Raw genomic sequence first — 24,656 nt, 5'->3', positions numbered from 1 at the left:
GGATCGACAGGTTCGACCGGATCGACTGGTGCGACCGGTTCGACTGGAGCAACCGGCTCGACCGGCGCCACAGGTGCAACCGGTAATACCGGAGCAACTGGCTCGACCGGATCGACAGGTTCGACCGGCTCTACTGGGGCAACAGGTTCGACCGGATCGACCGGAGCAACCGGCTCGACCGGCGCCACAGGTGCAACCGGTGATACCGGAGCAACTGGCTCGACAGGTTCGACTGGAGCAACAGGTTCGACGGGGTCGACTGGAGCAACCGGCTCGACCGGCGCCACAGGTGCAACCGGTAATACCGGAGCAACTGGCTCGACCGGATCGACAGGTTCGACCGGCTCTACTGGTGCGACCGGTTCGACTGGAGCAACCGGCTCGACCGGCGCCACAGGTGCAACCGGTGATACCGGAGCAACTGGCTCGACCGGATCGACAGGTTCGACCGGCTCGACTGGGGCAACAGGTTCGACCGGCTCGACCGGAGCAACCGGCTCGACCGGCGCCACAGGTGCAACCGGTGATACCGGAGCAACTGGCTCGACCGGATCGACAGGTTCGACCGGCTCTACAGGTTCGACCGGTTCGACTGGAGCAACAGGCTCTACAGGTTCGACTGGCTCAACCGGAGCCACCGGTTCGACAGGTCCGACAGGTGCGACTGGCTCGGGCGGCGGGACCGGTGACCGCGACCATGGCAACAACGGTGGCGGCAACGATCCTGATGGAAGCGACAGCAGCAACCCAGGCAAGGGGCATGGCAATGACGGGTCCGACAACGATGGTTCGCCAGGTAACGGCAACCACGTCAAGGTCTCGGCCGATACGATCGGACTCAAGGACTCCAAGCAGTTCTTGCAATCGGGCCCGGCCGCCAGCAGCGACACCGATAGCCAAGCCTCGTTCCGGCAGCTCGTTGGCCTGGCTGGGGGTTCGGTGACGAGCGATCTCTTGAACGTTCTCAATACGATCAAGGGCCTTAGTCCGAACCAGAACAAGACATCCGGTGCAACGTCCGACTTGACTTCTGACAAGGGCAAGCAAGGCGCCGGATACACTAACACCGACGACACGCTGAAGAAGGCAATGAAGGATATTCTGAAACCTAATGACTGAGTCCAGGTTGAAGAAAGAACGCGCGGCCCTTGCGGGAACGCAAGTGCCGCGCGTTCACCATTTCCAGGCGGGCAAAGGGCCCGTGCGGCTGGCCTATTTGGAATATAGTGGGTTTTGTCAGCAGTCCCGGCTGGGACGGCTTGCCCGGAGCATCCTTGAACCCTCGCTTGTGGGCCGGAGGGGAAGTGCATGGTGAGCATACCTCTGAACGCCGATGCACGGCCAACCTCGATCCGCGTGGACGCGGAGGCGACGGGCAAGGTTGGCAGCCAGAGCGAGGCGGGGAGGGCACCCGGCGGACCCGCCGAGTTCGACCGGATTGCCCCGCGCCTCAAGGCGGTGCTACGGGTCGCCCGCTACCATGGCGTCGAACTCGACCCGAACGAGTTCAAGGTGGCGAGCGCAAGCCCGGTTCCAAACGCGACCGATCTCTCGCAATGGGCCCAGAACGGCGGCATGTGGTCGCGTGCGCTTCGCATCCGCTGGTCGCATCTTCTGCGCTTCGAGCACACGGGACCGGTCGTCCTGCTGTTCAATGACGGTGGCGCAGGTCTCCTCACCGGGGCCAGTCCAGAGCGGAATGTCGTCTTCCTCAAAAGTGCGGATGCGCCCGAGGATGCCGAAGCCATCGCCATCGACGAGTTGCGGCTGTCGCAGGTGTGGGCGGGTGAGGCCGTGCTGTTGCGTCCAGCGCGATCCTATATCGCGGCCGATGCGCCTTTCACCCTCGGTTGGTTGATCGACCTGGTACGGTTCGAAAGCCGTTCTATGCGTGACATCGGTATCGCCTCGTTCACGCTCAGCCTCCTTACCGTTCTGCCGCCTCTCATGGTCATGACACTGGTCAACAAGGTGCTGCAGTTCAACAGCGTTTCAACCCTCGTGCTCCTGTCGGCCACAATTGCCGTCCTGTTCGTTTACGAGACGCTCCTCGGTCACGCCCGACGGCTGATCATCAACGTCGTCGGCGCCCGCCTGGATACCAAACTGAACTTGCATGTTTTCAGCAGGCTCCTGCGTCTGCCGCTTGATTATTTCGAGCGTCATCCGGCCGGCGAGACGATGTACCATCTCGCGCAGATCTATCGCATCCGCGAATTCCTCACCGGAAAACTCCTCAGCACGTTCCTGGATCTGATCACGCTCTGCGTGCTGATCCCGGTGATGTTCTATATCAACGCCACGCTGGGCTGGATGGTGCTTGCCTGCGCGGGCGTGATTATGTTGATCATCTTCGCCTTTCTCGCGCCGTTGCGCCGCCGCTACCAGCAAGTGGTCGATGCCGAGACCTGGAAGGCGGCGGCGCTCGGCGAAACCGTCGTCGGCATCAAGACGGTGAAGGCGCTCGGTCTCGAACCGCAACGCAGGGCGCTTTGGGACGAGCGGGTGGCGGAAGCGGGCAGGGCGCGCCTTGCCTTCGGGCAGCTTGCCAACTGGCCGCAGACGCTTGTCACGCCAATCGAGCGTGCGATGGTCCTCGGCACCATGCTGATCGGAGCTTATCTCGCGATGAGCGACACGTCTGGCTACATGGTCGGCAGCTTGTTCGCATTCATGATGATCGCCCAACGCGTCGCACAGCCTCTCGTCGGTCTTGCTCGACTGGTCGAGGACTTCGAGGAGGTAGGGGCGGCAATCAGCGAGGCAGGATCCGTCCTCAACCGGCCCCTGGAAAGCAGTTCGAATTCCACAGGTCTGAGACCGAAGCTCGTTGGCGAGATCAGTTTCCGTGATCTGACCTTCACCTACATCGGCACCAACACGCCAGCGCTTGACCGGGTCAACTTCGACATTCCAGCAGGGACGATGTTCGGCATCGTCGGGCGCAGCGGTTCGGGGAAATCGACAATTGCGCGGCTTCTGCAGGGGATCAATCGCGATTACAGCGGTTTTCTCAAGCTGGATGGCGTCGACCTCAAGGAAATCAACCTGCGTCACCTTCGCCAGGGGCTCGGCGTGGTCCTCCAGGACAATTTCCTTTTCCGCGGGTCGATTCGAGACAACATCATCGCCGGGCGCCCCGGCCTGACCCTTTCCGACGCCATGCGAGCCGCTCACCTTGCCGGCGCCGAAGAATTCATCGAACGCATGCCCAACGGCTATGACACCTATATTGAGGAAGGTTCGCCCAACCTGTCGGGTGGTCAAAAGCAGCGGCTGGCGATTGCGCGCGCGCTCATCCACGATCCGACCGTCATGATCCTTGACGAGGCGACCAGCGCGCTTGATCCGGAGAGCGAGGCGGTGGTCAGCGCCAATCTCATGCGCATCGCCAGGGGCCGCACGATGATTATTGTTTCGCACCGGCTTTCCTCGCTGACCGAATGCGACCAGATCCTGGTCATGGATCAGGGCCAGGTCCTCGATGTCGCGCCGCATGCGACCCTGCTCGAACGATGCGCGCTCTACCGCCAGCTTTGGATGCAGCAGAACCGGCATCTTGACAATCGCCAAGCTCGTCTGGCCGCTGTGCCGCCGAGACTTGTGTGAGCATCGGCTTCGGGGCGCCCATGAGCAGCATCACCCATTCCAGTCTTCCCGTCCGGCGCCGGACAGAGCCGAGCGATCCGACGATGCCCGTCATCCTGGAATTCCAATGGCCGTCGACGGCCATCGCCAATGCGCCCGTCCCACGAATGGCGCGCGGCATGGTCTGGATCATCTCAAGCATGGTCGTTGCCCTGATAACACTCTCAGGGCTCATACCGGTCGATCAGGTCGTCTCCACCAGAGGGCTCGTGGTGTCGCAATCGCCGAATATTCTGGTGCAGCCGCTCGAGACGGCGATCGTCCGCTCGATCGAGGTGCGCGAAGGACAGCGCGTGCGAGCCGGTCAAACGCTTGCTCGCCTCGACGCGACCTTCGCCTCCGCTGACCTTGCTGCGCTGACGACACAGGTCTCGACACTTGAAGCCGAAGTGGCCCGTTTGAAAGCGGAAGCCGACGGAAAGCCCTTCAGCTATGACGGTCTGGACCCGAGTTGGACCCTGCAGGCATCAATCTTCGATCGTCGAAAAGCCGTCTACGACGCCAAGCTGTCGAGTTTTGACCGGCAGAGCGATGAACTCAGTTCCGTGATCTCGCGTTCCCGGTCCGATGCTGACGGCTACCGCCAGCGACTGGCCGTCGCGGCTTCGATCGAACGGATGCGCAAGCAACTGGAAGCAAGACAGGTGGGCAGCCGCCTCAATACGCTTCTGGCCGAGGACAACTGGGCAGAGATGTCCCGGGCGCTCGGCAACGCCGAGCAGACATCGGAAGCTGCCAAGCGACAACAGGCGACGGTGGCCGCCGACCGCGATGGCTACATCCAGAGCTGGCGCGCGGAAGTCTCGCAAGGCCTGTCGGAGGCGGGCTCGCGTATGTCCGATGCCCGTGAGCTTCTCAACAAGGCAAAGCTGCGTAAACAGTTGGTTGAGCTGAAAAGCGATGCAAACGCCATCGTTCAGTCAGTGGCGAAGGTTTCCGTCGGGTCGATCCTGCAATCGGGTGACCGGCTGATGACCCTGGTGCCGGACGACGCGGTGCTTGAAATCGAAACGAACATTGTCGGCCGTAGCAGTGGGTTCGTCCACGTCGGTGACCCCGTGGCCATCAAGTTCGACACCTTTCCATATTCGCAATATGGCGTCGCGCATGGCACTGTGCGCACGGTGAGCCCGGATTCCTTCTCGGCCCGGGAACAGGCGCGCGACCCGAACAGCTCGTTGGCCATGCTGCCCCCGGACGCTGACCTGTTTTACCGCACGCAGATTTCCATCGACGAGGTCGCCCTCCATGGCGTGCCCGCAAGTTTCACGATCGTCCCTGGCATGCCGGTAACCGCTGACGTCAAGGTCGGCCGCCGTACCGTGCTCAAGTATATTCTCGGCGCCATACTCCCCCTGGGCCAAGAAGCGATGAGGGAGCCATAGGCTCGGGCGCCGTGCGCGACAAACGGAGGTATGCGTTCTCGCATCGATGGCAATCCTTGACCGCCTGACTGCTTACGGTCCACCAGCGCTGGTATTGCGCCGGGCGATCCAGCTTTCTGACAGCGGCAAGCCTTTAGAAGCCTTTCCGCTGCTGGCAATTGCGGCACGCGCCGGGATTGTCGAGGCCGAATACCGCGTCGCTCGTTGCTATCTCGAAGGTTTGGGTGTGCCGCCAAGCCGGTCGGAAGGCGCGCGTTGGCTGCGGCGAGCGGCCGATCACGGCAGCCCCGATGCCCAGTCGCTCCTCGCCGCGCTTTACGTGGCTGGACTGGCGGCGCAGGAGCCCGACGGCAATGGCTTGGAATCGCAAAGCTTGTTCGAACGGGATTCCTCGCGGGAGCCGGAATTCGCGGCAGCGTTCGGGCTCGCGAAAAAGGCAGCCGAAGCTGGCTCCGCAACCGGGCAGGCAATTCTCGCCTATATCCTCAGCAGAGGCCCCGAAGCGATGCGGGACCTGGATGCGGCGCATGGCTGGTATGAGAAGTCTGCGGCAGCCGGCTGCCCTGAGGGATGCCTGGGCCTTGCTCTTTCCCTCGCCCGGCGCGGGCAGCCTGCGCAGACGGCCAAAGTTGCCGCCGAGGTTCGACGCGCTGCCGACGCCGGTCTGCCAACCGCAATCTACCTTCTTGGGGTCCTGACTGAGCATGGACGCGGCATGCCAGCTGATCGACCGGCAGCCGCGCGACTGTATCAGCTTGCCGCGGAGAAAGGCTTGCCCTCAGCCCAATTCCGGTTGGGATCGGCGCTCATCGAGGGTGGCCTTGCAGGTCAAGATATCGCCGCCGGCGAGGCGTGGATGCGGCGGGCCGCATTGGCAGGAAATATTGAGGCAGCCTATCGTCTGGGCGATCGGCATGTGAAGAGTTCGCCGCCAGACTATGCGGACGCCGCAACATGGTACCGACGGGCGGCAAATGCCGGCCATCAGGCTGCTGCCCGTGCGTTGGCATCGCTTTATCTTTCCGGAAACGGAGTCGCACGGGACGTCGAAGAGGGAGCGCGCTGGCTGCGTACGTCCGCAAATGCGGGAAATCAGCAAGCGCAGGTCGACTTTGCCAATCTGGTTATCGAAGGAGCAGGCGAGCCTGGCGACCGCGCCAGCATCGCTGGATGGTTCGAGGCGACCGCCTCATCGGGCGATCTGATTGCAGCGTTCAACCTCGGCCTCTGCTTTGCCGAGGGCGTCGGCGTGCGAAAGGACGAGGAGCAAGCTGCCCGATGGGTGAGGCGGGCAGCCGAAGGCGTGGCCGAAGCGCAATATGCCTACGCGCGAATGCTTCAGGATGGGCGCGGCGTGGCTGCCGATCTGAAACAAGCCCGTTGCTGGTTTGAGCGGGCGGCCAATGCTGGCATGGTCGACGCGCAGGTGGCGTTTGCCGAAATGCTTCTCAACGGACGTGGCGGCGCCTGTTTGCCTCAGGCTGCCGCGCAGTGGTTCAAGCGGGCAGCCGCAGCCGGGCACGCCGGGGCTATGTTTGCGATCGGTGCCCAGTACGCGAATGGCCAAGGTCTGTCCTTCGACCCGGTCGCAGCGCAGAAATGGTTCGCCGCCGCCGCCGAGCGGGGACATGGCTATGCCCAGCTCATGCTCGGGGGCTATCTCTGCAATGGTCGTGCCGGGGAACACAACCCGGTAGCAGGCCGCCTTTGGCTCGAGCGAGCATTTGCGCAAGGTGTTCAGGAAGCCGCGAATGAACTCTCATATTTTGCCTCGAAGGCTGGCTCTGCGGGGGCCATAGGTCTGGTGGAAGAGCTACGCTCTGTTTAGGATCCGAGCAGCGAGCACCAATTCTCGCTCCTGATTGTGGTCCTCAAATTGGGCCGAGCGGACTCGCCGCTGCAGCGGAACGCCAAGGACGGTGTCGCTTAGGCAACCGCGAAGAGATCGCGCCAAGAAACCGAGATTGAATTGGCCGGCGCCTGGCCAGCGGACGCCAGTCGGGATAGGGAGCGGGCCACACGGAACAGATCCGCCGCCGGAAAGTGGATGCTGCCCGGAAAAGCCCGTCCTCGATCTTGCCCGATGGCCGCTACCGGGGAGCAAGATTGCTTGCCATCGCATGCCGGGACGTCTCAACCGTCGACATATTCCTGCTCGAATCCAGCAAACTTAGTCAGGCCCTGCTGATCGAGCACACGAACGTGGCCCTGCCGAAATTCGAGAAACTTGCGCTCGCGCAGTTCCCGCAGCATCCGGTTGACATGAATGGGAGTGAGTCCCAGTGCGTCCGCCAGATCGTACTGGGTGAGAGGGCATTCATAGCTGTTGCGCGTGACAGAGCCGATTCGTTCCAGACGCGTCATCAGTTCGAGGAAGAGATGCGCCGTCCGCGCCAAGGCGCTGCGTCGTCCCACATTGGTGAGATGTTGAGCGACAACCGCTGCATTGTGCACGAGGGTTTCGAGAACAAGGGAGAACAGATGGGGCGACTGCATGGCCGCAACGGCAAATGTCTTGGTCGAAGCCACCAGAACTGAAATTTCGGTTTGAGCCACAAACGTTTCAAGAGCCCTGCCCGAGTAGGACTGAGGTAGGACGATGTCGCCTTTCAGTGCAAAATCTAGAATCTGTCGCTGCCCGCCGGCAAGTTCATGAGAAATGCACCCCCAGCCCGACTCGACAATGAACATGCGATCGCAATCCTCGCCCTGATTGACGATGACCGTCTCCGCCAGATAGCGCTTCGGCGTGAATCCCAGCCTTTTGATCAGCGCCGTATCGTCCTCATACGACAGGCGTTTTTCATTCCCGCGCAAAAATGGATGTGGCGTCATTCAGAAGCAACCCCGCCCAACTACTGCCCGAACTACCTCCCTCGCATACACCGTACATTAAAATTGATGTGAAGAATATGCTCCAATGCACTATCGATGACGTGGCAACGGCAGTTTTGGTTGAAGATAACAAGTTTTTCCCGGTCGGCCGATGGCGACAGGTTAAGTCTTATTTCTCTTGAAATTTTCCCGCATGGAATCGACTATTTCGCTGGCGACGAGGCAGCTGCGATTGTCCGCTTGCTCGGCGGCATTTCGTAACGTCATCGACGCGTCCTTAAGTAGCCCTCTAATCTCTGCTGCTGACAAAAGCTCGGACGCTTCGAGTTCCAGCAGCACGGATTCACTCACGTGCAGCGCAGCAAGCGCCACCGCTCTAGGCCTTGTGGCAAGCAGTTTCAGAAGGTCACTGCTGGGTCTCGCACGGACTTTTTTTTTGGCCATCGTTGCGTCTCAACCGTTCGGACAAGATGGTTCACGTCTCAAAGTTACAACGCCTTGACGAATTAACCGCATTTCCATGATCGGGAGAGGTCGTTCAATGTGGCGTCAGGCATCTTCCCAAAGCATACTATCCCGCTTTGAGGCAGCGACACAGAGGCAAGTGCTACCGAATTTGCCGTAGCTACGACGTCCCTATCACCTTGCGGTACCTTGCTGATAAGCGGCGCAGGAAGCATGCCTACGACCGAACCGGGGAGGGCATGATGGCAGGAATATGCATGCGGGGGGTGTGTGCGGGCAATTTGCTTCGGTGGCGAGCCGGCCTGGCTACTCCCTAAGGGTGTATGGAGATTGGCACATCCTCAGGTGATACTGCGACGATGAACCGGACGTTCTACGCCAAGCTCTATCACATTGACGGGCTCGCGCGCGCCATCGGCTGGAGGAAACTGGTCTCAGTACTCCTTCGCCGCGCACTCGGGATCGGCTCGGCGATGAAAGTTCGCTGTGGCGATCATGAATTGCTGATCAGGCCTACCGACAGCGACTTGTTTGTCATGTCACAAATTTTTGGGCACGGCGAATATGAAATTGGAAAGGGTGGACAGAGCGCGCTCAACCGGCTCGCGGCAGGATGGAGACGGAGGGGGATCATACCCGTTATCGTGGATGCCGGCGCTAACGTTGGCTACTCGTCGATTTTCCTCAGAGACCAGTATCCTGATGCTGTGGTGATGGCCATCGAACCGGATCGCCAAACGCATGAAGTCTTACTCTCGAACTGCGCCGGTCTAGAGCGGATCATGTCTGTTTACGGCGCACTCTGGTGCCACGAGGGCGAAGTTGCACTTGTCAACAGCGAGCGCCCATCGTGGGCACGGGGCGTGGCAGACGGAGAAGGCGTGCCGTCGGTCACCTTACGGGGCCTTCTTGCCAGACTGCCCAAGGCGAAATTGCTGATGCTTAAGATGGACATTGAAGGCGCGGAGCTGGAGGCAACGCGAGACTGCGGCAAGGTCCTCAAGCATGTGCCGTGCATCATCGTGGAACCACACGACTTTATGTTTCCCGGCCGAGGCTGCCTCACTTTCGTCTACTCGCTTTTGAGCGGAAGGAAGATCGACAGCCTCGTCAACGGCGAGAACCTCATATTCATTGCCTCGGAACTCCTGGCAGCACCGGCAGCCTCACGGCGGCCGACGACCGGGGGAAAGCGAGCGTTGCCGGTGCGCGCGGCCAAGGCTGTGCCTTAGCGGCCGCGCCAGGAGCCGATATCTGCGGTCGTCAAGGTTCGGTGCAGACGACCTTCGCCAACCACGGTTCGGCACGAACACCGTATCTCAGGATCGTCGCATCAGGAGCGACCCAGTACCTGCCTCAAACCCGTCTTGCTCACGTCCGAAGCAGGAAGCGGGAAAGGTTCGACTTGGCCCGCGGTCTTGTCCAGATACTGCATCAATGCCGTCACCAGATGGTAGAAGATGCTCGCCGGCACCTCCGTTGCCAGTGACCTTCCGCGCTCGTCAATCCTGTCGATCCACAAGCCAAGCGGCGCGGGATCGATGTGCCATCTGAACAGGCGCGCGACACGGGCTTCGATCTCAGCTTTCAGGTCAGGCCCGCCAATGCCATCCAAGGCTACGGCTGCCTTGACGGCTTCGCATTGCGGCCAGCTGCGGGAGAGCCGGTCGAGAGGGATTCCCTGCCGCGATACGGCAGCAAAAGCCAGACCTGTTGTCCGGTTCAATCCACTGGCGACCGCCGATGAATAGAGCTTCCTTGCGTAGGCGACCAAGTCTTTCTGGCCGCTCGCTCGTGCGAAATCGACAAGGAGCGAAGCCCATTCGAAGTGATGCCCCGGTTCGGTCCACTGTCCTTCATCTCCCTGCAACGGCAACCAATCGGCGTCGAAACGTTCCCCAACCGTCCAGCTTTCCTGGTCGAAGAAATGGCTCCGGAAGAGATCGATGATGCGTGCTGCCCGACGCAGATATTCACGGTCGCCCGTGGCGCCATACCAGGCAAGAAATGATTCCAGCATGTGCATGTGTGGGTTCGAAGACCGCGCACCGTTCCAGCCGGGGCTCTCGAGGAACCCGGTCAGACTGTCGTGCTCGAGGTGGGCGTCGATGAAACGAAACGTCTGTTGTGCCAGTTTCAGGGCATCGTGGTGTCCGCATCGATGAGCTTGAGCCAGCGCCAGGAGCACGCAGGCATGGTCGTAGGCGTCCTCGGTCGGGTCGGCCACGCTGCCGTTTGCATTGAGAGTTCGCACCCACCCGCCGCGGTTCGTGCGGCCGAATCTTGCGATGAAGTCGATACCGTGTTCGATGAGTTTGTCCGCCGGACCAGTCCAGCCACGTTCCTTGGCGACTGCGAAAGCGTAAATCTGGCGAGCCGCAGTGCGCATGCGCTTGGGTTTGCCCAATGGCCTCGCATCGAAGCCCAGGGCCTCATGGAAGCCGCCGTAAACATCGTCGACGCCAGCGGTGGACCACAGCGGCAGGGTTTCTTCGAAGAGCCAGTGCTCCACGCGCTTGCGCCATGAGCCACTGATGATGATCCGGTCTTCGGAGGCAGTAAATTTCGTTTCGAGGCGTCCGCTCTTCTCCAGCTGTTCGACGATTTTTTTCACGTTCTGGCTGTGGCTGACGGGTGCGACGAATACCGCATCTGGCGTCGCCACGATCGCAACATCCTTCATCCCGACGACGGTCAGCAGTCTGCCCTGGCTTCTGAAGTAAGAGTCCTGGCAATCGATGGCGACGATATCGCCCATTGTGACATTGCCGTTGCTGTCCGTGGGGCTGGCCTCCATTAGGGATTGCCATGAGCCAAGGTCGGTCCAGTGGAACGAGGCCCTAACCATTGCGATGTCGCGCGCATGCTCCATGATTGCATAGTCGATCGAGGTCGAGGGGACGGCCAAGTAGAAGCCTTGTGTCAAATAAAGGCCCGAGACGTCGGTCCGCGCTCCCTTGTAAGCCCGTTCCGCGGCGTCCCAGATGTCGGGCTGGAACTCGAGAAAAGCCTCCCGCATGGTGTCGGCTCGAAAGAGGAAAATGCCGGCGTTCCAGTAGAATTGTCCCGAAGACATGTATTTGCGAGCCGACTTGGCGTTCGGCTTTTCGACAAAGCGCGAAACCGAGGCTACTGCGTCAGCATCTGCCGTGGTCTCGATGTAACCATATCCGGTTTCGGGATGCGTCGGCTTGATCCCGAACACGATGATCTTTCCTGAATCGGCGGCAGGCACGCCGGCCTTGACGGTTTCCCAGAATTGCGTTGTCGTCGATATCTGATGGTCGGAGGGGACCACGAGCACAAGGGCGTCGGCTCCATATTCGGAGATCGTTTGCAGGGTGGCTATGGCGACGGCGGCCGCGGTATTGCGGCCGACCGGCTCGAAGATCGGTCTGCCGCCGTTCAGGCCGAGCGGTACTAGGTCCGAGATAACGCGCTCGGCATGCCGTTCGGAGGCTATCAGGTAGATCGGCGTCTCTCCGTCCGGCCGCGCCTTAAGGCGACGAACAGTCTTGGCAAGCATAGAGCCATCCCCCGAAAGATCGTGGAATTGCTTGGGGTTGTCTTCGCGCGAGAGCGGCCACAGCCGTGAGCCGACCCCCCCGCTCATGACAAAACTTACGATCCGGTCAGACATGGTCCAATTCCTCTCAGAATGTCTGGTTGTAGGCTCCGACCTCTGGATTGCCGCCCAGCACGCCATCGAGAGCCTCGAGTATCTCTCGGCGCCGCTCTGGCGACACAGGCTTTCCACAACCAGGACGATCTCCGCTTTGTTCGACGACGCCCAGGCCCCAGGTGCCGTCCTGAAAGCCCGTGGCTTTGATCGGAGCACTGGTTTTGAAGGCGAATGTGTTTGGACTCGCGTGTCCGACTATGTTCACGGTCACGATTTCCGCTCCGCAGTTTAGCGCCAACAGTCGTAACACGCGCCGCACGTGGCCGCCTTCATGAATTCGAGTAGCCCTATCGCCCTAGCTGCCACCCCTCATCCAATATGAGCATGCCCGCCGATGACCGAAAGGATGTCTCGTGCAAGCATGAGAGTCTTGTATTCTGCAAGGTGCGTCCCCTCTCGGGTGCAACGAGAAAGATGGCTGCAACATGCCGCTGACCGCATTCAGGTTCCCATTCGGCCAGAATGTCGACGAACGGCGGTTCCGTCGCCTGACCCGCCTTCTGGAGGTCATTCAGATGGACATCGAGAATGAAATCGCGGTACTGCGCCCGTGCGTGGAAAGGGTCACGGACTGTGCTGCGTTCGCCCTGGAAGCGATGGAAAATGGCGAGAGTCCCGAACGCATGTCCGCGCAGATCGGTACTCTCGAGCAGAACCTGGCGATCATCCGCGGACGGCAGGCCTTGCTGGAACAGCAGACGTCATTTGTCGACGCCGCGAGAGCAGCGCTGCCGCGCGTTCTACCGCCCCACGGGTCCTAAGTTTCGCATACGCCAATTGGCGGCATTTACCTTCCGGATCACGGGCGTAATCTTCCGCAGCAGTCTGGGATCGCGGGGCCTCGGCTTTCAATGCAAAGACCGGCCGCATGCAACGGCCGCCTGCATGGAGCGGGCTGCTCTGGGTGTCTGCGTATGCCTGCAGGAGAAGCTGAATGAATCGCATGTTCACCAATCAATGGCCCTCGATGACGGACCAGCAGGCTTCCGCCGGCCAAGAGTTCATTGGGCTCTCCGACATTACCGAATTTCTGCGCCGCTACGCTGGAACTATCATTGCCTTCCTTGCCATGGCTCTCTTGTTGGCGGGGTTTTACAATTCGAGCACCGACCCAACTTTCATCGCCAGCGCGCAGATTCTGATCGAGCCGAAATTGCCGCAACACCTGCAGGAGGGCGGCGAAGTGGATCTGTCACTGGATACTGCCCAGGTGGAAAGCCAGATCGCTGTAATGCAGTCGGAAAAAATCGCAGCGATGGTGCTCGACCAGTTGAAACTCGTCGACGATGCGCAGTTCAATCGTTCCCAGTCTCCGACTTTGCGGGACAGATTGACGAAGACCGGAGCTGTCCTGCTTGACGCCTTGGGGCTGCGGAAAAGCGCCTGGCTGCAGCATTTCGCTCTTAGCGAGCCTGCCGCACCCCCCATGCTGACCGATTTTCAGAAGTTCCGTCGGAGCATGTTGGTTTTCCGCAACGGCCTCGACGTCCGCCGAGTCGGCGTTTCCTACGCGATTGACATATCCTTCACCTCTCCTGATCCCGAGGGCGCAGCCAGGATTGCGAACGCCACGGCCGATGCCTTCGTACGTGAGCAGATCGAAACCAAGACTGACGCAGCCAAGGAAGGAGGCGCGTGGCTGGAAATGCGGCTTCAGCAGCTGCGAACTCAAATGAATGAGGCCATGGCAAAAGCGCAGCAGTTCCGGTCACGGCACGACTACAGCGTCGGCATTGAAGCCAAAGCAGACGGGACGAGTGCTGAGCCGACGCTCGAAGAACTTGAGGTGACGGCTGAAACCTACCAGAAGATGTACGAGAGCTTCTTGCAGGCCTACACCAACTCGGTAAGCCAACAGTCGTATCCGGTTGCCGATGCAAGGGTCATCACAGCTGCGACGGCGCCGCTCAATCCGAGCGCTCCAAGGCCGAAGTTGATGCTGGCCTTCGCGGTGGTTGCCGGTCTCATTTTCGGTATTGGACTTGCGTTTGTAAGGCACGCGTTTGACTGGACCATAAGGTCGCCACGACAGATCCGCGACAATCTGGGCGTCGAATGCCTCGGAGAACTGCCGCCGATCGGCAGAAGATCGGGCCTTGTCGACCAAGTGGCAAGATCTCCGCAATCCCGATACAGCCATAGCCTGAGAAAAGTGCGAACCGAGATAAGCCTTGCGGAAACCAGCCGCCCGATCAGGTTTCTTGGGTTGACTGCCGTATCCAACGACGGTTCGAAGAGTTCGGTGGCCAGCAATCTCGCTACGCTCTACTCGATGTCGGGCCTGAAGACGCTGGTGATTGACGCCGACATCCGGCGCCCGACCATGACCCCCTCGCGGCTTCTGAGCCAGTCGGGAGCCCTCGACCTACCGTGCCAGGACCCTGTCCGTCTCAACATCGTTCGTGCTGCGGGGCGGCCGTTCGACATCCTTTCCAGTTCGACCGTGGACGCCAGACACCTCCTGGCGCCTAGCAAGATGGAGGCGTTCCTCTCGGAGCTAGCCGCTAGTGACCTTGCCGCCAACGGACTTCCTGCCTACGACATTGTCATACTCGACCTGCCGACGCTTGCCTCGGGTGCCGACGAACTGATTGTCGGATCTGTCCTGGACGGCGTGGTGATCGTTGCCGAGTGGGGCAAGACACAGGTCCAGACGCTGCAGGAACTTGTCAAGACGTTGCAGGCCTGCAGGACCCCGATACTAGGCGTACTCTTGGCCAGGGTCCGCGCGCCCAAGCGCCGCAAAGCATGAAACCGTAGCGAGACATTCTCCTTCGGAAGTTGCAAAAAGTCTAGGAGGATCATTCCTTGGGATTAGGGGGATAGCCCCTGAGCGTCACGCTACCTCCTTTGCCCTTCTTGTCGACAACCTCCGACCTTGGAAGAGTGCAACAACAAGTCGAAACAGCGATTGTTCCATGACAACGAACGCCTTCGAGTCACATCAGGCAGCCCCGATCTGGGTTCAGCCATCTCTGCCTATCCCGTCCGACAGCCGAACGGCAGTCCTGCACGTCCTTCCCGCATCCGACAACAACGGTGCCGGGGCAGTGTTGACGGACCTTTCGCCCGCGCTCAGCTTGGGAACGACGAACCCTCCTGTGGGCGGTCTCCTGAAGCGCATCATGGATCTGGTAGTAGCATTCACGGCGCTTATGGTTGCCGCGCCGGTAATGATTGTCGTTGCTCTGCTGATCAGGATGACGGCAGGAGGCCCGGCAGTGTTCTCGCATAGCCGCATCGGCTTTGGCGGAAAGCCATTCGATTGCTACAAGTTCCGCTCGATGGTCACCAATTCGGACGAAGTTCTGAAGTCATTTCTCGACAGCAACCCTCAAGTCAGGTTGGAATGGGAGGAGACCCGCAAGATCAGGAACGACCCCCGCGTCACGGTGCTTGGGTGGATGCTGCGTAAGTCGAGCCTCGACGAACTCCCGCAATTGTTCAACATCATCCGCGGCGACATGAGTTGTGTGGGTCCAAGGCCCATCGTCAAGGACGAACTAAAATGCTACGGCGACCACTTAGGGGAATACCTTCGGGCAAAGCCCGGGCTCACCGGTCTGTGGCAGGTGAACGGAAGAAGCAGCATGGACTACGCCAACCGCGTGAAGCTGGACTGCCAGTATGTGCGGAACTGGTCGGTTTGGCTCGATATCGTGATCCTGTTCAGGACGGTTTTCGCAGTCATACGTTTCGACCGGGCTTCCTGAAGTCCCGCCGTGTCACCTTTCCTTGCGCTTCCGGTGGACGGACAGGGACAGACCGATGATATAGGCGCCAGCCAAGACGAATGACAGTATCAGGAACTTAGTGACGGTCACGTAGCCCGGCAACCCGAGCCCATTCCAGGCAAAGCTTCCGACCACAAGCAGCGCAGTCGCCGCGATCAGCGCAGGAGCCTTGAAGCGCAGTCCCATCAGAACGCCTGCCGCCGATATAGCGATTACACTCATGAGCACCGACATCTCCAGTGATACCCGCAGGAACTGATCGCCTCACTGCGGCAGGGAAGGCATCGTCAGCGTGCCCACTGATATGCGGCCTCAAAGTGCAAGGCAAGTGCCGCCGGAAATTGCTAGCATGGTCGGCCAGATCATTGAACTTGAAGCGAACCAGTTCAAAGAAAGGTGCGCGGCGGTTTTCCGTGTGGAACAGCAGAAAAACAAGCACCTGCAGCGAGCTGGCAGCTCCGCCCACTCTGAACCGCTCTGGCCATGACGCCGGCGCGTTCTTTACCCGTCCAGGCGGCCACCAACGGTCTCGGGTTCGGGGGTCATGTCGAAGGCGTTGCGAGCCGGCACCCGCGCCAATCATGAAGCCTGTCAATTGGTACCTTGAACAGAAACCGTCCCTGCCTGGACGTCGTCCTCTACAGGTAGAGCAGCCAAGCCGGACGGCGGGGCGGGGATATCGATCTTCACGGTATCGCCTGGCTCGATCGGCGTCGTTTCCTCAGCCGTGAGTTCTTGCGAGCCGCTGTCCGTCGTCCTCACGATCTTGAAGATCGGCTTGGCCCTTTCGGCGCGCTCTCTAAGGGCGAGCAGAGCAGGGGCCGTGACCTCGGTATCGTGCAACAACTGCACCGCGGTGTTGGCCTTGCTGGTCACTTCATTGAGCTGCAGTTGCGTCTCGCGCAAGGCAGCAGCGACTTCGCTGGCTTGGCTATTGCCGAGGTTGAGGATCTCGATGTCGGTCTTGCTTATCTCCTGCCTGACTCGCAAGAGCGAGGTCTCGGCAACCAACCTGTCGCTCTGCATCTGTGCGACCGTTCCCTGTAGAGAGAGTTCCCGCGGTGCAACCGCCAGCCCCTTCTGGACAAGGGCCGAAACACCCGCGAGTTCCTTCTGGATAAGTTCGATCTGTTGGTCGTGGAAGGCCATCTGCTGGCCGAGCGAGGTCAGTTCCTTTTCGAGGAAATCCTTGAGTTCGCGCAGGGCACGGAGTTGCGTCGCCATGGCGTCCTTGCGGACGGCGAAGATCTTGCGCTCCTGCTCCATCGCCACCGCGACCGTCTCGTTCGAAGCTCTGTCCTTCAGTTGCGCAGGGAAGGCGATGTCGTCGCTGCCAGCTAGTTCTGATTCCAGCCGTGCTTTGCGAGCGAGCAGACTGACGTTGCTCAGCGCCAACAAACCCACATCGCCCTGACCCACGATGACTTCACGCTCGAGCCTCGACATGTCTTCCTCGCGTGTTCGCAGGCCGCCGGCGATTCCCAGCGCCTGCAGCACCGTCAGCCCGGGCCTGTAGGGGAACTCGCCTGGCTGCGTGACGTAGCCGACAATGTAGAACGGCCTGTACTGGACAATCTCGACAGCGACATCCGGCTGGCGGCCGAGGCCCATGTGCTGCATCAGGCGGTCGCCGATCGCGCGGGCGAGGTCGCCGGGGGCGGTGCCCTGCGCGCGTATCTGGCCGACAAATGGAAGGAAGAGCGTGCCGTCGGCACCGACGACGAAACTGTCGTTGAGAGCCGTCCATTCGAAGATCACGTCGCGTGATGCGCGCCATTCGTAGACCTTGAGCCTGACCTTGTCCTGAGGTCCGAGGAGGTACTCGGCAGCCACCGTCGGCAAGGGGCAGGCAGCCGCCGCCAATGAAGCCGCCGCCACTGTCACAAGCCATTTCCGCATTGTCTTCCCACCTTCAGATTTTCAGGATGTATTCGGGTTCGATTCGTCCCATGGCGATGTGCCGGATCGCCAGCATGTTACCCCTGAGCCTGCCCCTGCGATCGATATACGGCTCAGGCCGCAGGCTCTTTGCGAGATTCGCGGCGATATTCCTGAACATCAGCGGAAGAGCGAAAGAGGCCGGAACGGAGCCCTTCCTGATCAGATAGATCGCATTCGCAACCTGGGAGTAGCCGAACCGCTCGCCGCTGACCCGCCCTGTCTTGATACCGAGATGGACGCCCGTGATCGCGGTCACGCAGACCACGCGGCCTTTGGATCTCATTTGGCTGGTGAAGTCGATGTCTTCCTGCCAGCCGTACAAGACGAGGCGCTCGTCGAAGCGCAAGTCGCCCACAAGCGAGGAACGCAAGGACATGTTGCATCCGTATGCTCCGACATGGTCGACCACCGGCGGTCCATCATGTTTTTTGCCCTCGTTTTCCCGCAAGGCGGCTTCGGCATTTTCCCAGGTGAGGCCAGCATTCGTGGCACCGTCCCTGACGACCGTGCCCATCACCACCGCCCATCCGTCATTTTCCACGAAAGCTTTCTCGACCTGCTGCAGATATTCGGCGGACGGAACGAAATCATCGTCGAAGAATGTGATGATGTCGAAGCGCCCCAGGGAAGGTACGAGAGCCCTGTTCCGCTGGGCAGCCAGTCCTTTCGGTCCGAAAACGAGTGACACCTGGAAAGGACAGCTTTCCGGCAGGTCGACATGCGAGGCGTCGGGCGCCGACACTATGACCTCATCAGGAAGCCTCGTCTGGCCGCCCAAATATCCAAGCAAACGCCCGACCTGTCCGCTGCGGCCAAGCGTCGGGATGATCACTATGAGTCTCATGCTCGATCCAGCTTCGGTTCCGCCGAAACCTAGACCGACGAGTGGACCGACACAGCCTGCATAAAAGGAGACGGGAGGAGCCTGGCCTACCGCCGGACACAGGCTTTCGGAGTATCCCGGTGACGGACCACATCCGCAAGTATTAGATGGCCATGCGCCCGTAGCGGTGTGTAGCCGATCGGACAGCTTGCCGGAGCAACGACATGGAATGGAGACTGCCAGCCTTATGAGGCTAGGGGGAACCATGCTCCACGAACGCTCTTCCGATTTGGCCGTCGCTGCCAAGATCGATGTATCCATCGAAGAATTGCCGGCCGCGCCGGGGCCCGGCTTCGACAGCAATGCCAGGATAGCGATCGTTCATGACTGGTGCCCGAATTTCCGGGGAGGGGAAAGGGTTCTTGCGCAAATCTGCAAGCAGTTCCCCAACGCCGAGGTCTTCACGCTTTTCGATTTCCTGCCACAAGAGGTGAAGGAGCAATATTTCCACGACGTGGAATTCCATACGTCTGCGGCCAACCGGATACCGATGGTCCATAAATTCTATCGATCCCTCTTCTTTTTCTGTCCCTTTCTGATCGAGCAATTCGACGTGACGGGCTACGACGCGGTGATCTCGTCGTCGGCCGCCTTCTCGCGCGGCGTCATCACCAGGCCGGACCAGCCGCATCTGTGTTATGTGCACAGTCCCGTCCGCTACGCCTGGGATGAACAATTTTCCTATCTTCAGCAGGGACGGCTTGGTTTCGGCCCCAAGGGAATGCTCTATCGCTACATGCTCCATCGCCTGAGGACATGGGATACGAGAACCGCGCACGGTCCGGACCTGATGCTGGCGAACTCGAATTATGTCCGCTCCCGTATCCAGCACATTTACGGGCGCCAGGCGCGCGTCGTTTTCCCCCCGGTCACACTGGGCGAATTGCCTTGTGTGGAGGATAAGGACGATTACTACGTTTCAGCGTCCTTCCTCGCCCCCTACAAGCGCACCGACCTTGTCATCCGGGCCTTCAACGAAATGCCGTCGCGGCGACTGGTCATCGTTGGCGAAGGGCAGCAATCAGCCTGCTTGCGGGCGCTTGCCGGTCCCAACGTCACCTTCTCGGGCTACCTGCCCCGGAAAGACTATGTGGACACGCTGGCGCGGGCGAAGGCGATGGTGTTTGCGGGCTGCGAGGATTTCGGCATAGCGCTGGCCGAGGCACAGGCCTGCGGGACGCCGCTGGTCGCGTTCGGTCGCGGCGGCGCCGTCGACATCGTACAGCGGCTAGGATCATCCTCCGAGCCGACAGGAGTGCTGTTCAAGGCTCAAACGGTCGATCACCTCAAGCAGGCAGTGGAACGGTTCGAAGAGAATAGCCATGCCATTGCGCCGCGCGCTTGCGCCAGAAATGCAGGACGTTTTTCAGAAGAGAACTTCGACCGCGCGATCCTGGAATCGCTAGACGCCGTCCAGGCACTTCACGAGATCATGTGAATTCGGGAGCCCTGACGATCTTCGTTTCCGTATCGACGCCGTCTGCGGCCGCCATCGCCTGGAGATAACGCAGGCCCGTCGCCCTCCAGCTGTATTCCGCGGCTCTCGCCTTTCCCTTGCCCATCATCTGAGCGCGCAGGGCCTGAGAAGTGCGAAGCTGCACGAAACTGTCGAACCATGCGTCCTGGTCGTCTGGGGATGCAAACAGCGCTGCATTGCCGCAGACTTCAGGCAGGCTGGCGCGGTCTGAAACCACGACAGGACAGCCGACGGCCATCGCCTCGAGGGCTGGGAGACCGAAGCCCTCCGTGAGCGAGGGGAAAGCCAGGCATAGCGAGTCCCCGAGGAGGGCCGCCAACTCGCCATCCGAAATGCGGCCGAGCCAGTGGATGTTTCGCGCTTCGGTCCTGGCGGATCCTGACCTAAAGACGCGCGAATCCGACATGCCGACAATCGCGATTCTGAGTCCGGCTTCGCCAAGACGATCAGCCATGTTCAGGAGGAGATCCAGATTCTTGTGAGGTGCGGTACTGCCGATCAGGACAACGGTTTCCCGCGAGGCCGCCAGCCGCGTCTGTGCTGAGTGTTCAGGCTCCCACCGCAAGGCATGCTCATGGCCGTTCGGCGCCACGAAAGCCCGCTCTGCCGGGATGACGTCGCGGCGAACCAGTTCATCCAAGGAGTAGTTGGAAACGGTCGAAATACCGCACGCCGTCTTGCCGAGGGCGGGCAACAGATTCCTGTAAAGAAGTCTAAAGGCAAATGAATAGCTCTGCGGGGCATTCCAGACGTTTGCATCATGGACGCAGACGATATGCTTGCGGGAAAGCAGCGGCCCTGTGTTGCAGAGGCTGAGCAGTCCGCTGCCATCCAGGGATGAGGGGAGCTGCACCTGTTCCCAGGCATGCCCGTTCATGCCGCCGATCTCTCGACGCTCGATGCAAGCCAGGGGGAAGTCTCCGGACCCTGGAGGGTGGAGCAGTGCAAGCTCGAGGCCGCGGGTCAGCGGGTTCTGCTCGGCCAACAAGGTGTCGAGAGCGCGCACGACCTCGCGCGCGTAACGCTGAACGCCTGTTGTCGGCTGCGAAAGAAACCGCCCATTGATCGTCCAACGTCGCGCCATGTCGTCCACCCCTTGGAACTTTCAGTGTGGAACCGTCAAGACGCCAGGTCACCATGGCCATCGGGTCATTCGGCTAAGTGGCAATCATCCGGATTGGCGACGTCGGACAGCGTACCTACCTCGAACGTTTAAGGGCCTTGGTGTTCCTGGGAATGCTAGTCTGCCTAGGGTGCCGGAAGGTCGGGGAAGCTGGACATGGCCAAGCTCGGGTTCGATACGAGGGAGTCGCCGCAACCAAGATCGGCCTGGCCGGCGAACAGACACCGTGCCGACACGCCCCTGGCCAGATCCGCTGTCGCCGGCGCCGACTTCCTGATCGGCCATCCCGCTGCGGTGTGCGCGGACCGGGAAGCGCCGAGACGGCGCTGGACGATAAATGGAGACTTCACGACGCTTCGGCCAACCGGTGTGGCCCGTTACGCCCGCGAGGTCACCTTGGCTCTCGACGCCCTCATTTCAGAAGGGCATCCGCTCGGTCGCGACCTGGAGATTGATCTCGTGGTGCCGCGTCCGCTTTCGGAACCTTTGCGCCTCGATGCCATCCCCGTCCGGGTCGTTCCTGAATTCAGCAGGCCGCGACTGCCGCAATTTTGGGTGCAGGCGCAGCTGCCCTGGCATGTGCCTGGAGGATTGCTGAGCTTCTGCAATCTCGCTCCCGTCGCGCTGAGGCGCCAGATCGCGTGTATCCATGACATGCACACAAGGCTCATGCCGTCGAGCTACGCGCGAGGATTCCGCTGGGCGCACCGCTTGATCCTGCCGGCACTTGGCAGGCAGGCCGCCCGCATCACGACCGTCTCGCAACTCTCACGCAGCCATCTGATCAAGTTCGGAATCGCGCCAGAAGAAAACATCGTCGTCACCTACAACGGCAGCGACCATGCGAACCGGTGGGATGCGGCGAGATCAACTCTGGCCGTCGACCGGAGCAGGCCGTATGTCCTCTGCTTGGGGAGGCGGGACCAGGAATATAAGAACATGGGGCTTCTCGCCAGGCTGGCCCCACACCTCGACGCGATGGGTCTTGACCTGTGGATGCCAGGCGATGTCGACGAGGCCACGCTCCTGAGGTACATCCCGCAAATGCCCGGAAACATCGTCCTTCCTGGCCGCATAGGGGACGACGACTTCAAGAAGGCGCTCGAAGGCGCCCTGTGCTTCCTGTTCCCGTCACGGATCGAGGGCTTCGGGCTGCCGGCGGTCGAGGCGATGGCTTCGGGCTGCCCGGTCGTGGCCTCGACCTCGCCATGTCTTCCCGAAATCTGCGGGGATTCGGCCCTTTATGCCGATCCCGACGACGTCCAGTCATGGGCCGAAGCCATCCGCCTGTTGATGCTAGCCCCAGACTTGCGGCAGCGTTTGGTTACCAAGGGGAACGCCAGGGCGAGCAGTTATTCCTGGCGGTGGATAGCGTGGAAATACCTCGAACTCATGATTCAGGTCGACGCCGATTTCGGGGAGTTCGGCGATTGACCGGCGGCCAGTCTTCGGATTGACCTCCAGGAGAGCACGATGGACGAGAACGACTTGCGAGCATTGGTGGCAGCCGCTCATCGCGCGCGCCGGCCTCGCCGTGTAACCACCGATCCTGGCCGCAGACCGAAACCCATGCCGACCATTTCGATCTGCATCCCGACTTACAACCGCTCGTCCATGCTGGCGGAATTGTTAGACAGCATCATCGCCCAAGCTTTGGAGGACGAGATCGAGGTCGTGGTCAGCGATGATGCTTCACCGGACAATACGGTCGCCGTGGCCGAAGGCTATAAGGGTCGCATCAAGCACTACACCTTGCTTTCCCAGCCGAAGAACTTGGGAGTGGACGGCAATTTCCTGGCGGTCGTGGAGGCGGCGAAGGGCGATTACATCTGGCTGATGGGCGACGACGACCATCTGGAACCGGGCGGGCTAGCACGGGTGCTGGAAGCGATCCGGCGTTGGCCCGGCGTAACCGGTCTAACGCTAGGCGTGATCGACTATGACGTGACGATGACGCGCCGGACCGGCATCCGTCGGATCCCGCCTACACAACTGATCGCCGATGCCGGTACGCTGTTCGCGACGATGGGTGATCTGCTGGGCTTCATGTCCGCCCTGGTGATAGACCGTGCCAAATGGAATGAGATCGCATCCGAGCCTAATGTCTCGGAATTCAAGAATTACTACGTCCAAGTTTATATCATCGGCCGTGTTGTCGAACGGTTTGGAAAATGGGGCGTGGTCCAAGAACCTTGTGTCGGCTATCGGTCGGGCAACGACCAGTTCAATATCAAGTTCGGGTGGCTGGATCGCCTGAAGATCGACGTTGCCGCCTATGATCAGATTGCTTTCGCGTTGTTCGCGGACACACCCGCTGTGTGCGAAGCGTTTCGCCGCCGGATATTTGATACGCACGTGATGGCGCGGTTGAACAACGCTAAAACTGCGGGGGGACGGACCATCGCGGTGAGCGCAGCGATCAGGTACCTGTACGGCCGTTACCATGGAATGCCGCACTATTGGACCCGCGCAGTGCCGACGCTCCTTGCGCCGCAATGGATCCTGCGGAACGCACGGTCCGCATACAAGCGGCTGTCGCCCAACTCGGGCGCGTTCCGAGCGCGTGAAATGTCCAACTGATAGATAGCGGCAGCGGGGGGTGCTACCAGATTGAGGATCGCGTCAATGGGCGCAAAGGATGAAGATCGTGCAGAAGAACGGACAGGCCACCGCGAGGCCGACCTCGTAACAGAACGGTTGAGGGCTGATCGCCGATGCATTGGACCATATGACTCAAGGGGATGCTGGGGTCCCTGGGGTGGGGCGATCTTCTCAACAATAGGCACGGTCAGCTTCGGACTGATAACCCGGGTGAACGCGGAATACCATCCGGCCGCCCGGACTGCTGGGGCAAGGAGGTTCTGGCACAATCCTCAGCTTTTGAGGCTCATATCCGCCTACGCCATCGGCTACATCCACATGTCCGGAGTGGTGAGCGCCGCCCATATTGAGCCGGGTGTCTTGGACATTTTCCGTTTCGGGACGGATCTGTTCATGGTTCTGGCCGGTTTTCTTACCGCGCATGTGCTTGGGAACAATGGCAGGTCGGCCGGCGCCTATTTGCGAACGAGGCTCATTCGAATCGTGCCCTTGTATTGGGGCGTCACGATTCTCGCATTTCTTGTCGAGAACTACGCGATGAAAAGCCATCAGAGGACCTTGTCCGAGCTTTTCATGTCGCTCGCCTTCGTCCCCTTCGGACCCTACCCCATCTTGTATCCGACGTGGACCTTGCTGGTAATCGTCGAATTCAGCCTGATCATCGCAGCTTTCCAACTCGTCAGCGTGAAATATGGGATCCTCTATTCCGCCGCCTTCGCGGTTCTTCTTGCGGTCGCGGGCGAGACATCAAGCATTGAGAACCCCATTTTCGTATTTTACACCAATCCGATCCTGATCGATTTCGCTTTCGGCATCGTCATCTTCAAGCTTTCCAACTCCGGGCTGTTCCCTTTCAAACTGCCGTGGAGCGGGGCCGTTACC

General features: G+C 60.5%; 20 protein-coding genes and 1 pseudogene. 13 read left to right on the top strand and 8 right to left on the bottom strand.

All coding sequences use genetic code 11. The features are described from left to right. From EOC83_RS33460 to EOC83_RS31475, 4 genes and pseudogenes are all read left to right on the top strand, one after another. Positions 1-1,119 (top strand): annotated as a pseudogene (locus tag EOC83_RS33460) (hypothetical protein); the annotation flags it as partial. 189 nt (positions 1,120-1,308) lie between these two features. Then, on the top strand, positions 1,309-3,609 hold the full coding sequence (locus tag EOC83_RS31485; RefSeq protein ID WP_063170857.1) for a peptidase domain-containing ABC transporter: 2,301 nt from the start codon (positions 1,309-1,311) through the stop codon (positions 3,607-3,609). Between the two features lie 20 nt (positions 3,610-3,629). Then, the gene (locus tag EOC83_RS31480; RefSeq protein WP_063170902.1) at positions 3,630-5,033 is read left to right on the top strand and encodes an HlyD family type I secretion periplasmic adaptor subunit; all 1,404 of its coding nucleotides are present in this window, start codon (positions 3,630-3,632) and stop codon (positions 5,031-5,033) included. A gap of 46 nt (positions 5,034-5,079) precedes the next feature. After that, on the top strand, positions 5,080-6,861 hold the full coding sequence (locus tag EOC83_RS31475) for a tetratricopeptide repeat protein (protein ID WP_063170856.1): 1,782 nt from the start codon (positions 5,080-5,082) through the stop codon (positions 6,859-6,861). Between the two features lie 305 nt (positions 6,862-7,166). On the opposite strand, the gene EOC83_RS31470 is transcribed toward EOC83_RS31475, so the two are convergent. Both EOC83_RS31470 and EOC83_RS31465 read right to left on the bottom strand, forming a co-directional pair. Continuing rightward, complete coding sequence (locus EOC83_RS31470; RefSeq protein WP_024505426.1) at positions 7,167-7,868, bottom strand: Crp/Fnr family transcriptional regulator; 702 nt, start codon at positions 7,866-7,868, stop codon at positions 7,167-7,169. A gap of 162 nt (positions 7,869-8,030) precedes the next feature. Continuing rightward, positions 8,031-8,312: a hypothetical protein gene (locus tag EOC83_RS31465; protein ID WP_024505425.1), complete on the bottom strand. Its 282-nt coding sequence runs from the start codon at positions 8,310-8,312 to the stop codon at positions 8,031-8,033. Between the two features lie 380 nt (positions 8,313-8,692). Here EOC83_RS31465 and EOC83_RS31460 point away from each other — a divergent pair, with 380 nt between their 5' ends. Beyond that, positions 8,693-9,565 (top strand): FkbM family methyltransferase, encoded by an 873-nt coding sequence (locus tag EOC83_RS31460; RefSeq protein WP_024505424.1) that lies wholly within the window; start codon positions 8,693-8,695, stop codon positions 9,563-9,565. Positions 9,566-9,666: 101 nt separating this feature from the next. Here EOC83_RS31460 and EOC83_RS31455 read toward each other — a convergent pair whose 3' ends face one another. Further along, a complete protein-coding gene (locus tag EOC83_RS31455; protein ID WP_063170855.1) occupies positions 9,667-11,973 on the bottom strand; it encodes a mannose-1-phosphate guanylyltransferase/mannose-6-phosphate isomerase in 2,307 nt (768 codons plus the stop codon). 13 nt (positions 11,974-11,986) lie between these two features. Beyond that, positions 11,987-12,226 (bottom strand): hypothetical protein, encoded by a 240-nt coding sequence (locus EOC83_RS31450; RefSeq protein ID WP_127326026.1) that lies wholly within the window; start codon positions 12,224-12,226, stop codon positions 11,987-11,989. 214 nt (positions 12,227-12,440) lie between these two features. Here EOC83_RS31450 and EOC83_RS31445 point away from each other — a divergent pair, with 214 nt between their 5' ends. The 3 genes from EOC83_RS31445 (at position 12,441) to EOC83_RS31435 (ending at position 15,728) form a co-directional block, all read left to right on the top strand. Then, the gene (locus tag EOC83_RS31445) at positions 12,441-12,776 is read left to right on the top strand and encodes a hypothetical protein (RefSeq protein ID WP_063170853.1); all 336 of its coding nucleotides are present in this window, start codon (positions 12,441-12,443) and stop codon (positions 12,774-12,776) included. 173 nt (positions 12,777-12,949) lie between these two features. Next, the gene (locus EOC83_RS31440) at positions 12,950-14,767 is read left to right on the top strand and encodes a GNVR domain-containing protein (RefSeq protein ID WP_063170852.1); all 1,818 of its coding nucleotides are present in this window, start codon (positions 12,950-12,952) and stop codon (positions 14,765-14,767) included. A 166-nt stretch (positions 14,768-14,933) separates the two neighbouring features. Then, positions 14,934-15,728, top strand: coding sequence for a sugar transferase (locus EOC83_RS31435; RefSeq protein ID WP_244514449.1), 795 nt, complete (start codon positions 14,934-14,936; stop codon positions 15,726-15,728). A gap of 12 nt (positions 15,729-15,740) precedes the next feature. Here the strand turns inward: EOC83_RS31435 and EOC83_RS31430 are convergent, their stop codons facing one another. Beyond that, a complete protein-coding gene (locus EOC83_RS31430) occupies positions 15,741-15,971 on the bottom strand; it encodes a hypothetical protein (protein ID WP_127219079.1) in 231 nt (76 codons plus the stop codon). A gap of 127 nt (positions 15,972-16,098) precedes the next feature. On the opposite strand from EOC83_RS31430, the gene EOC83_RS32960 reads away from it, so the two are divergent. Beyond that, positions 16,099-16,236, top strand: coding sequence for a hypothetical protein (locus EOC83_RS32960; RefSeq protein ID WP_155924994.1), 138 nt, complete (start codon positions 16,099-16,101; stop codon positions 16,234-16,236). 104 nt (positions 16,237-16,340) lie between these two features. Here EOC83_RS32960 and EOC83_RS31425 read toward each other — a convergent pair whose 3' ends face one another. Then, positions 16,341-17,648 (bottom strand): polysaccharide biosynthesis/export family protein, encoded by a 1,308-nt coding sequence (locus EOC83_RS31425; protein ID WP_024505418.1) that lies wholly within the window; start codon positions 17,646-17,648, stop codon positions 16,341-16,343. A 13-nt stretch (positions 17,649-17,661) separates the two neighbouring features. Next, entirely contained in the window at positions 17,662-18,534 is an 873-nt protein-coding gene (locus EOC83_RS31420) for a glycosyltransferase family A protein (protein WP_063170851.1), read from the bottom strand. A 244-nt stretch (positions 18,535-18,778) separates the two neighbouring features. Between EOC83_RS31420 and EOC83_RS31415 the strand changes: the two genes are divergently transcribed. Further along, positions 18,779-20,011, top strand: a complete 1,233-nt coding sequence (locus EOC83_RS31415; RefSeq protein ID WP_024505416.1) for a glycosyltransferase — start codon at positions 18,779-18,781, stop codon at positions 20,009-20,011. On the opposite strand, the gene EOC83_RS31410 is transcribed toward EOC83_RS31415, so the two are convergent. Then, positions 20,004-21,134, bottom strand: coding sequence for a glycosyltransferase family 1 protein (locus tag EOC83_RS31410; RefSeq protein WP_063170901.1), 1,131 nt, complete (start codon positions 21,132-21,134; stop codon positions 20,004-20,006). The genes EOC83_RS31415 and EOC83_RS31410 overlap by 8 nt on opposite strands. A gap of 195 nt (positions 21,135-21,329) precedes the next feature. Between EOC83_RS31410 and EOC83_RS31405 the strand changes: the two genes are divergently transcribed. From EOC83_RS31405 to EOC83_RS31395, 3 genes are all read left to right on the top strand, one after another. Continuing rightward, positions 21,330-22,607, top strand: coding sequence for a glycosyltransferase family 1 protein (locus EOC83_RS31405; protein WP_024505414.1), 1,278 nt, complete (start codon positions 21,330-21,332; stop codon positions 22,605-22,607). Positions 22,608-22,646: 39 nt separating this feature from the next. Continuing rightward, positions 22,647-23,753 (top strand): glycosyltransferase family 2 protein, encoded by a 1,107-nt coding sequence (locus EOC83_RS31400; RefSeq protein ID WP_206516563.1) that lies wholly within the window; start codon positions 22,647-22,649, stop codon positions 23,751-23,753. A gap of 45 nt (positions 23,754-23,798) precedes the next feature. Then, a partial coding sequence (locus EOC83_RS31395) for an acyltransferase (protein ID WP_164762431.1) occupies positions 23,799-24,656 on the top strand: 858 nt, incomplete at its 3' end.

It is taken from the genome of Mesorhizobium sp. Primo-A, from assembly GCF_003997175.1.
GTDB lineage: Bacteria > Pseudomonadota > Alphaproteobacteria > Rhizobiales > Rhizobiaceae > Mesorhizobium > Mesorhizobium ciceri.
Note: the sequence above shows the minus strand (reverse complement) of the source record. Positions and strands in the feature narration are given on the sequence as shown.

What these genes read in the sequence shown, in the direction of transcription:
- EOC83_RS31475 (WP_063170856.1), top strand. Translation starts at nt 5,080, where the DNA reads ATGGCAATCCTTGACCGCCTGACTGCTTACGGTCCACCAGCGCTGGTA.
- EOC83_RS32960 (WP_155924994.1), top strand. Translation starts at nt 16,099, where the DNA reads ATGGTCGGCCAGATCATTGAACTTGAAGCGAACCAGTTCAAAGAAAGG.
- EOC83_RS31470 (WP_024505426.1), bottom strand. Translation starts at nt 7,868, where the DNA reads ATGACGCCACATCCATTTTTGCGCGGGAATGAAAAACGCCTGTCGTAT.
- EOC83_RS31480 (WP_063170902.1), top strand. Translation starts at nt 3,630, where the DNA reads ATGAGCAGCATCACCCATTCCAGTCTTCCCGTCCGGCGCCGGACAGAG.
- EOC83_RS31455 (WP_063170855.1), bottom strand. Translation starts at nt 11,973, where the DNA reads ATGTCTGACCGGATCGTAAGTTTTGTCATGAGCGGGGGGGTCGGCTCA.
- EOC83_RS31485 (WP_063170857.1), top strand. Translation starts at nt 1,309, where the DNA reads ATGGTGAGCATACCTCTGAACGCCGATGCACGGCCAACCTCGATCCGC.
- EOC83_RS31415 (WP_024505416.1), top strand. Translation starts at nt 18,779, where the DNA reads ATGCTCCACGAACGCTCTTCCGATTTGGCCGTCGCTGCCAAGATCGAT.
- EOC83_RS31400 (WP_206516563.1), top strand. Translation starts at nt 22,647, where the DNA reads ATGGACGAGAACGACTTGCGAGCATTGGTGGCAGCCGCTCATCGCGCG.
- EOC83_RS31445 (WP_063170853.1), top strand. Translation starts at nt 12,441, where the DNA reads ATGCCGCTGACCGCATTCAGGTTCCCATTCGGCCAGAATGTCGACGAA.
- EOC83_RS31435 (WP_244514449.1), top strand. Translation starts at nt 14,934, where the DNA reads ATGACAACGAACGCCTTCGAGTCACATCAGGCAGCCCCGATCTGGGTT.
- EOC83_RS31410 (WP_063170901.1), bottom strand. Translation starts at nt 21,134, where the DNA reads ATGGCGCGACGTTGGACGATCAATGGGCGGTTTCTTTCGCAGCCGACA.
- EOC83_RS31460 (WP_024505424.1), top strand. Translation starts at nt 8,693, where the DNA reads ATGAACCGGACGTTCTACGCCAAGCTCTATCACATTGACGGGCTCGCG.
- EOC83_RS31420 (WP_063170851.1), bottom strand. Translation starts at nt 18,534, where the DNA reads ATGAGACTCATAGTGATCATCCCGACGCTTGGCCGCAGCGGACAGGTC.
- EOC83_RS31430 (WP_127219079.1), bottom strand. Translation starts at nt 15,971, where the DNA reads ATGAGTGTAATCGCTATATCGGCGGCAGGCGTTCTGATGGGACTGCGC.
- EOC83_RS31405 (WP_024505414.1), top strand. Translation starts at nt 21,330, where the DNA reads ATGGCCAAGCTCGGGTTCGATACGAGGGAGTCGCCGCAACCAAGATCG.
- EOC83_RS31465 (WP_024505425.1), bottom strand. Translation starts at nt 8,312, where the DNA reads ATGGCCAAAAAAAAAGTCCGTGCGAGACCCAGCAGTGACCTTCTGAAA.
- EOC83_RS31440 (WP_063170852.1), top strand. Translation starts at nt 12,950, where the DNA reads ATGAATCGCATGTTCACCAATCAATGGCCCTCGATGACGGACCAGCAG.
- EOC83_RS31425 (WP_024505418.1), bottom strand. Translation starts at nt 17,648, where the DNA reads ATGCGGAAATGGCTTGTGACAGTGGCGGCGGCTTCATTGGCGGCGGCT.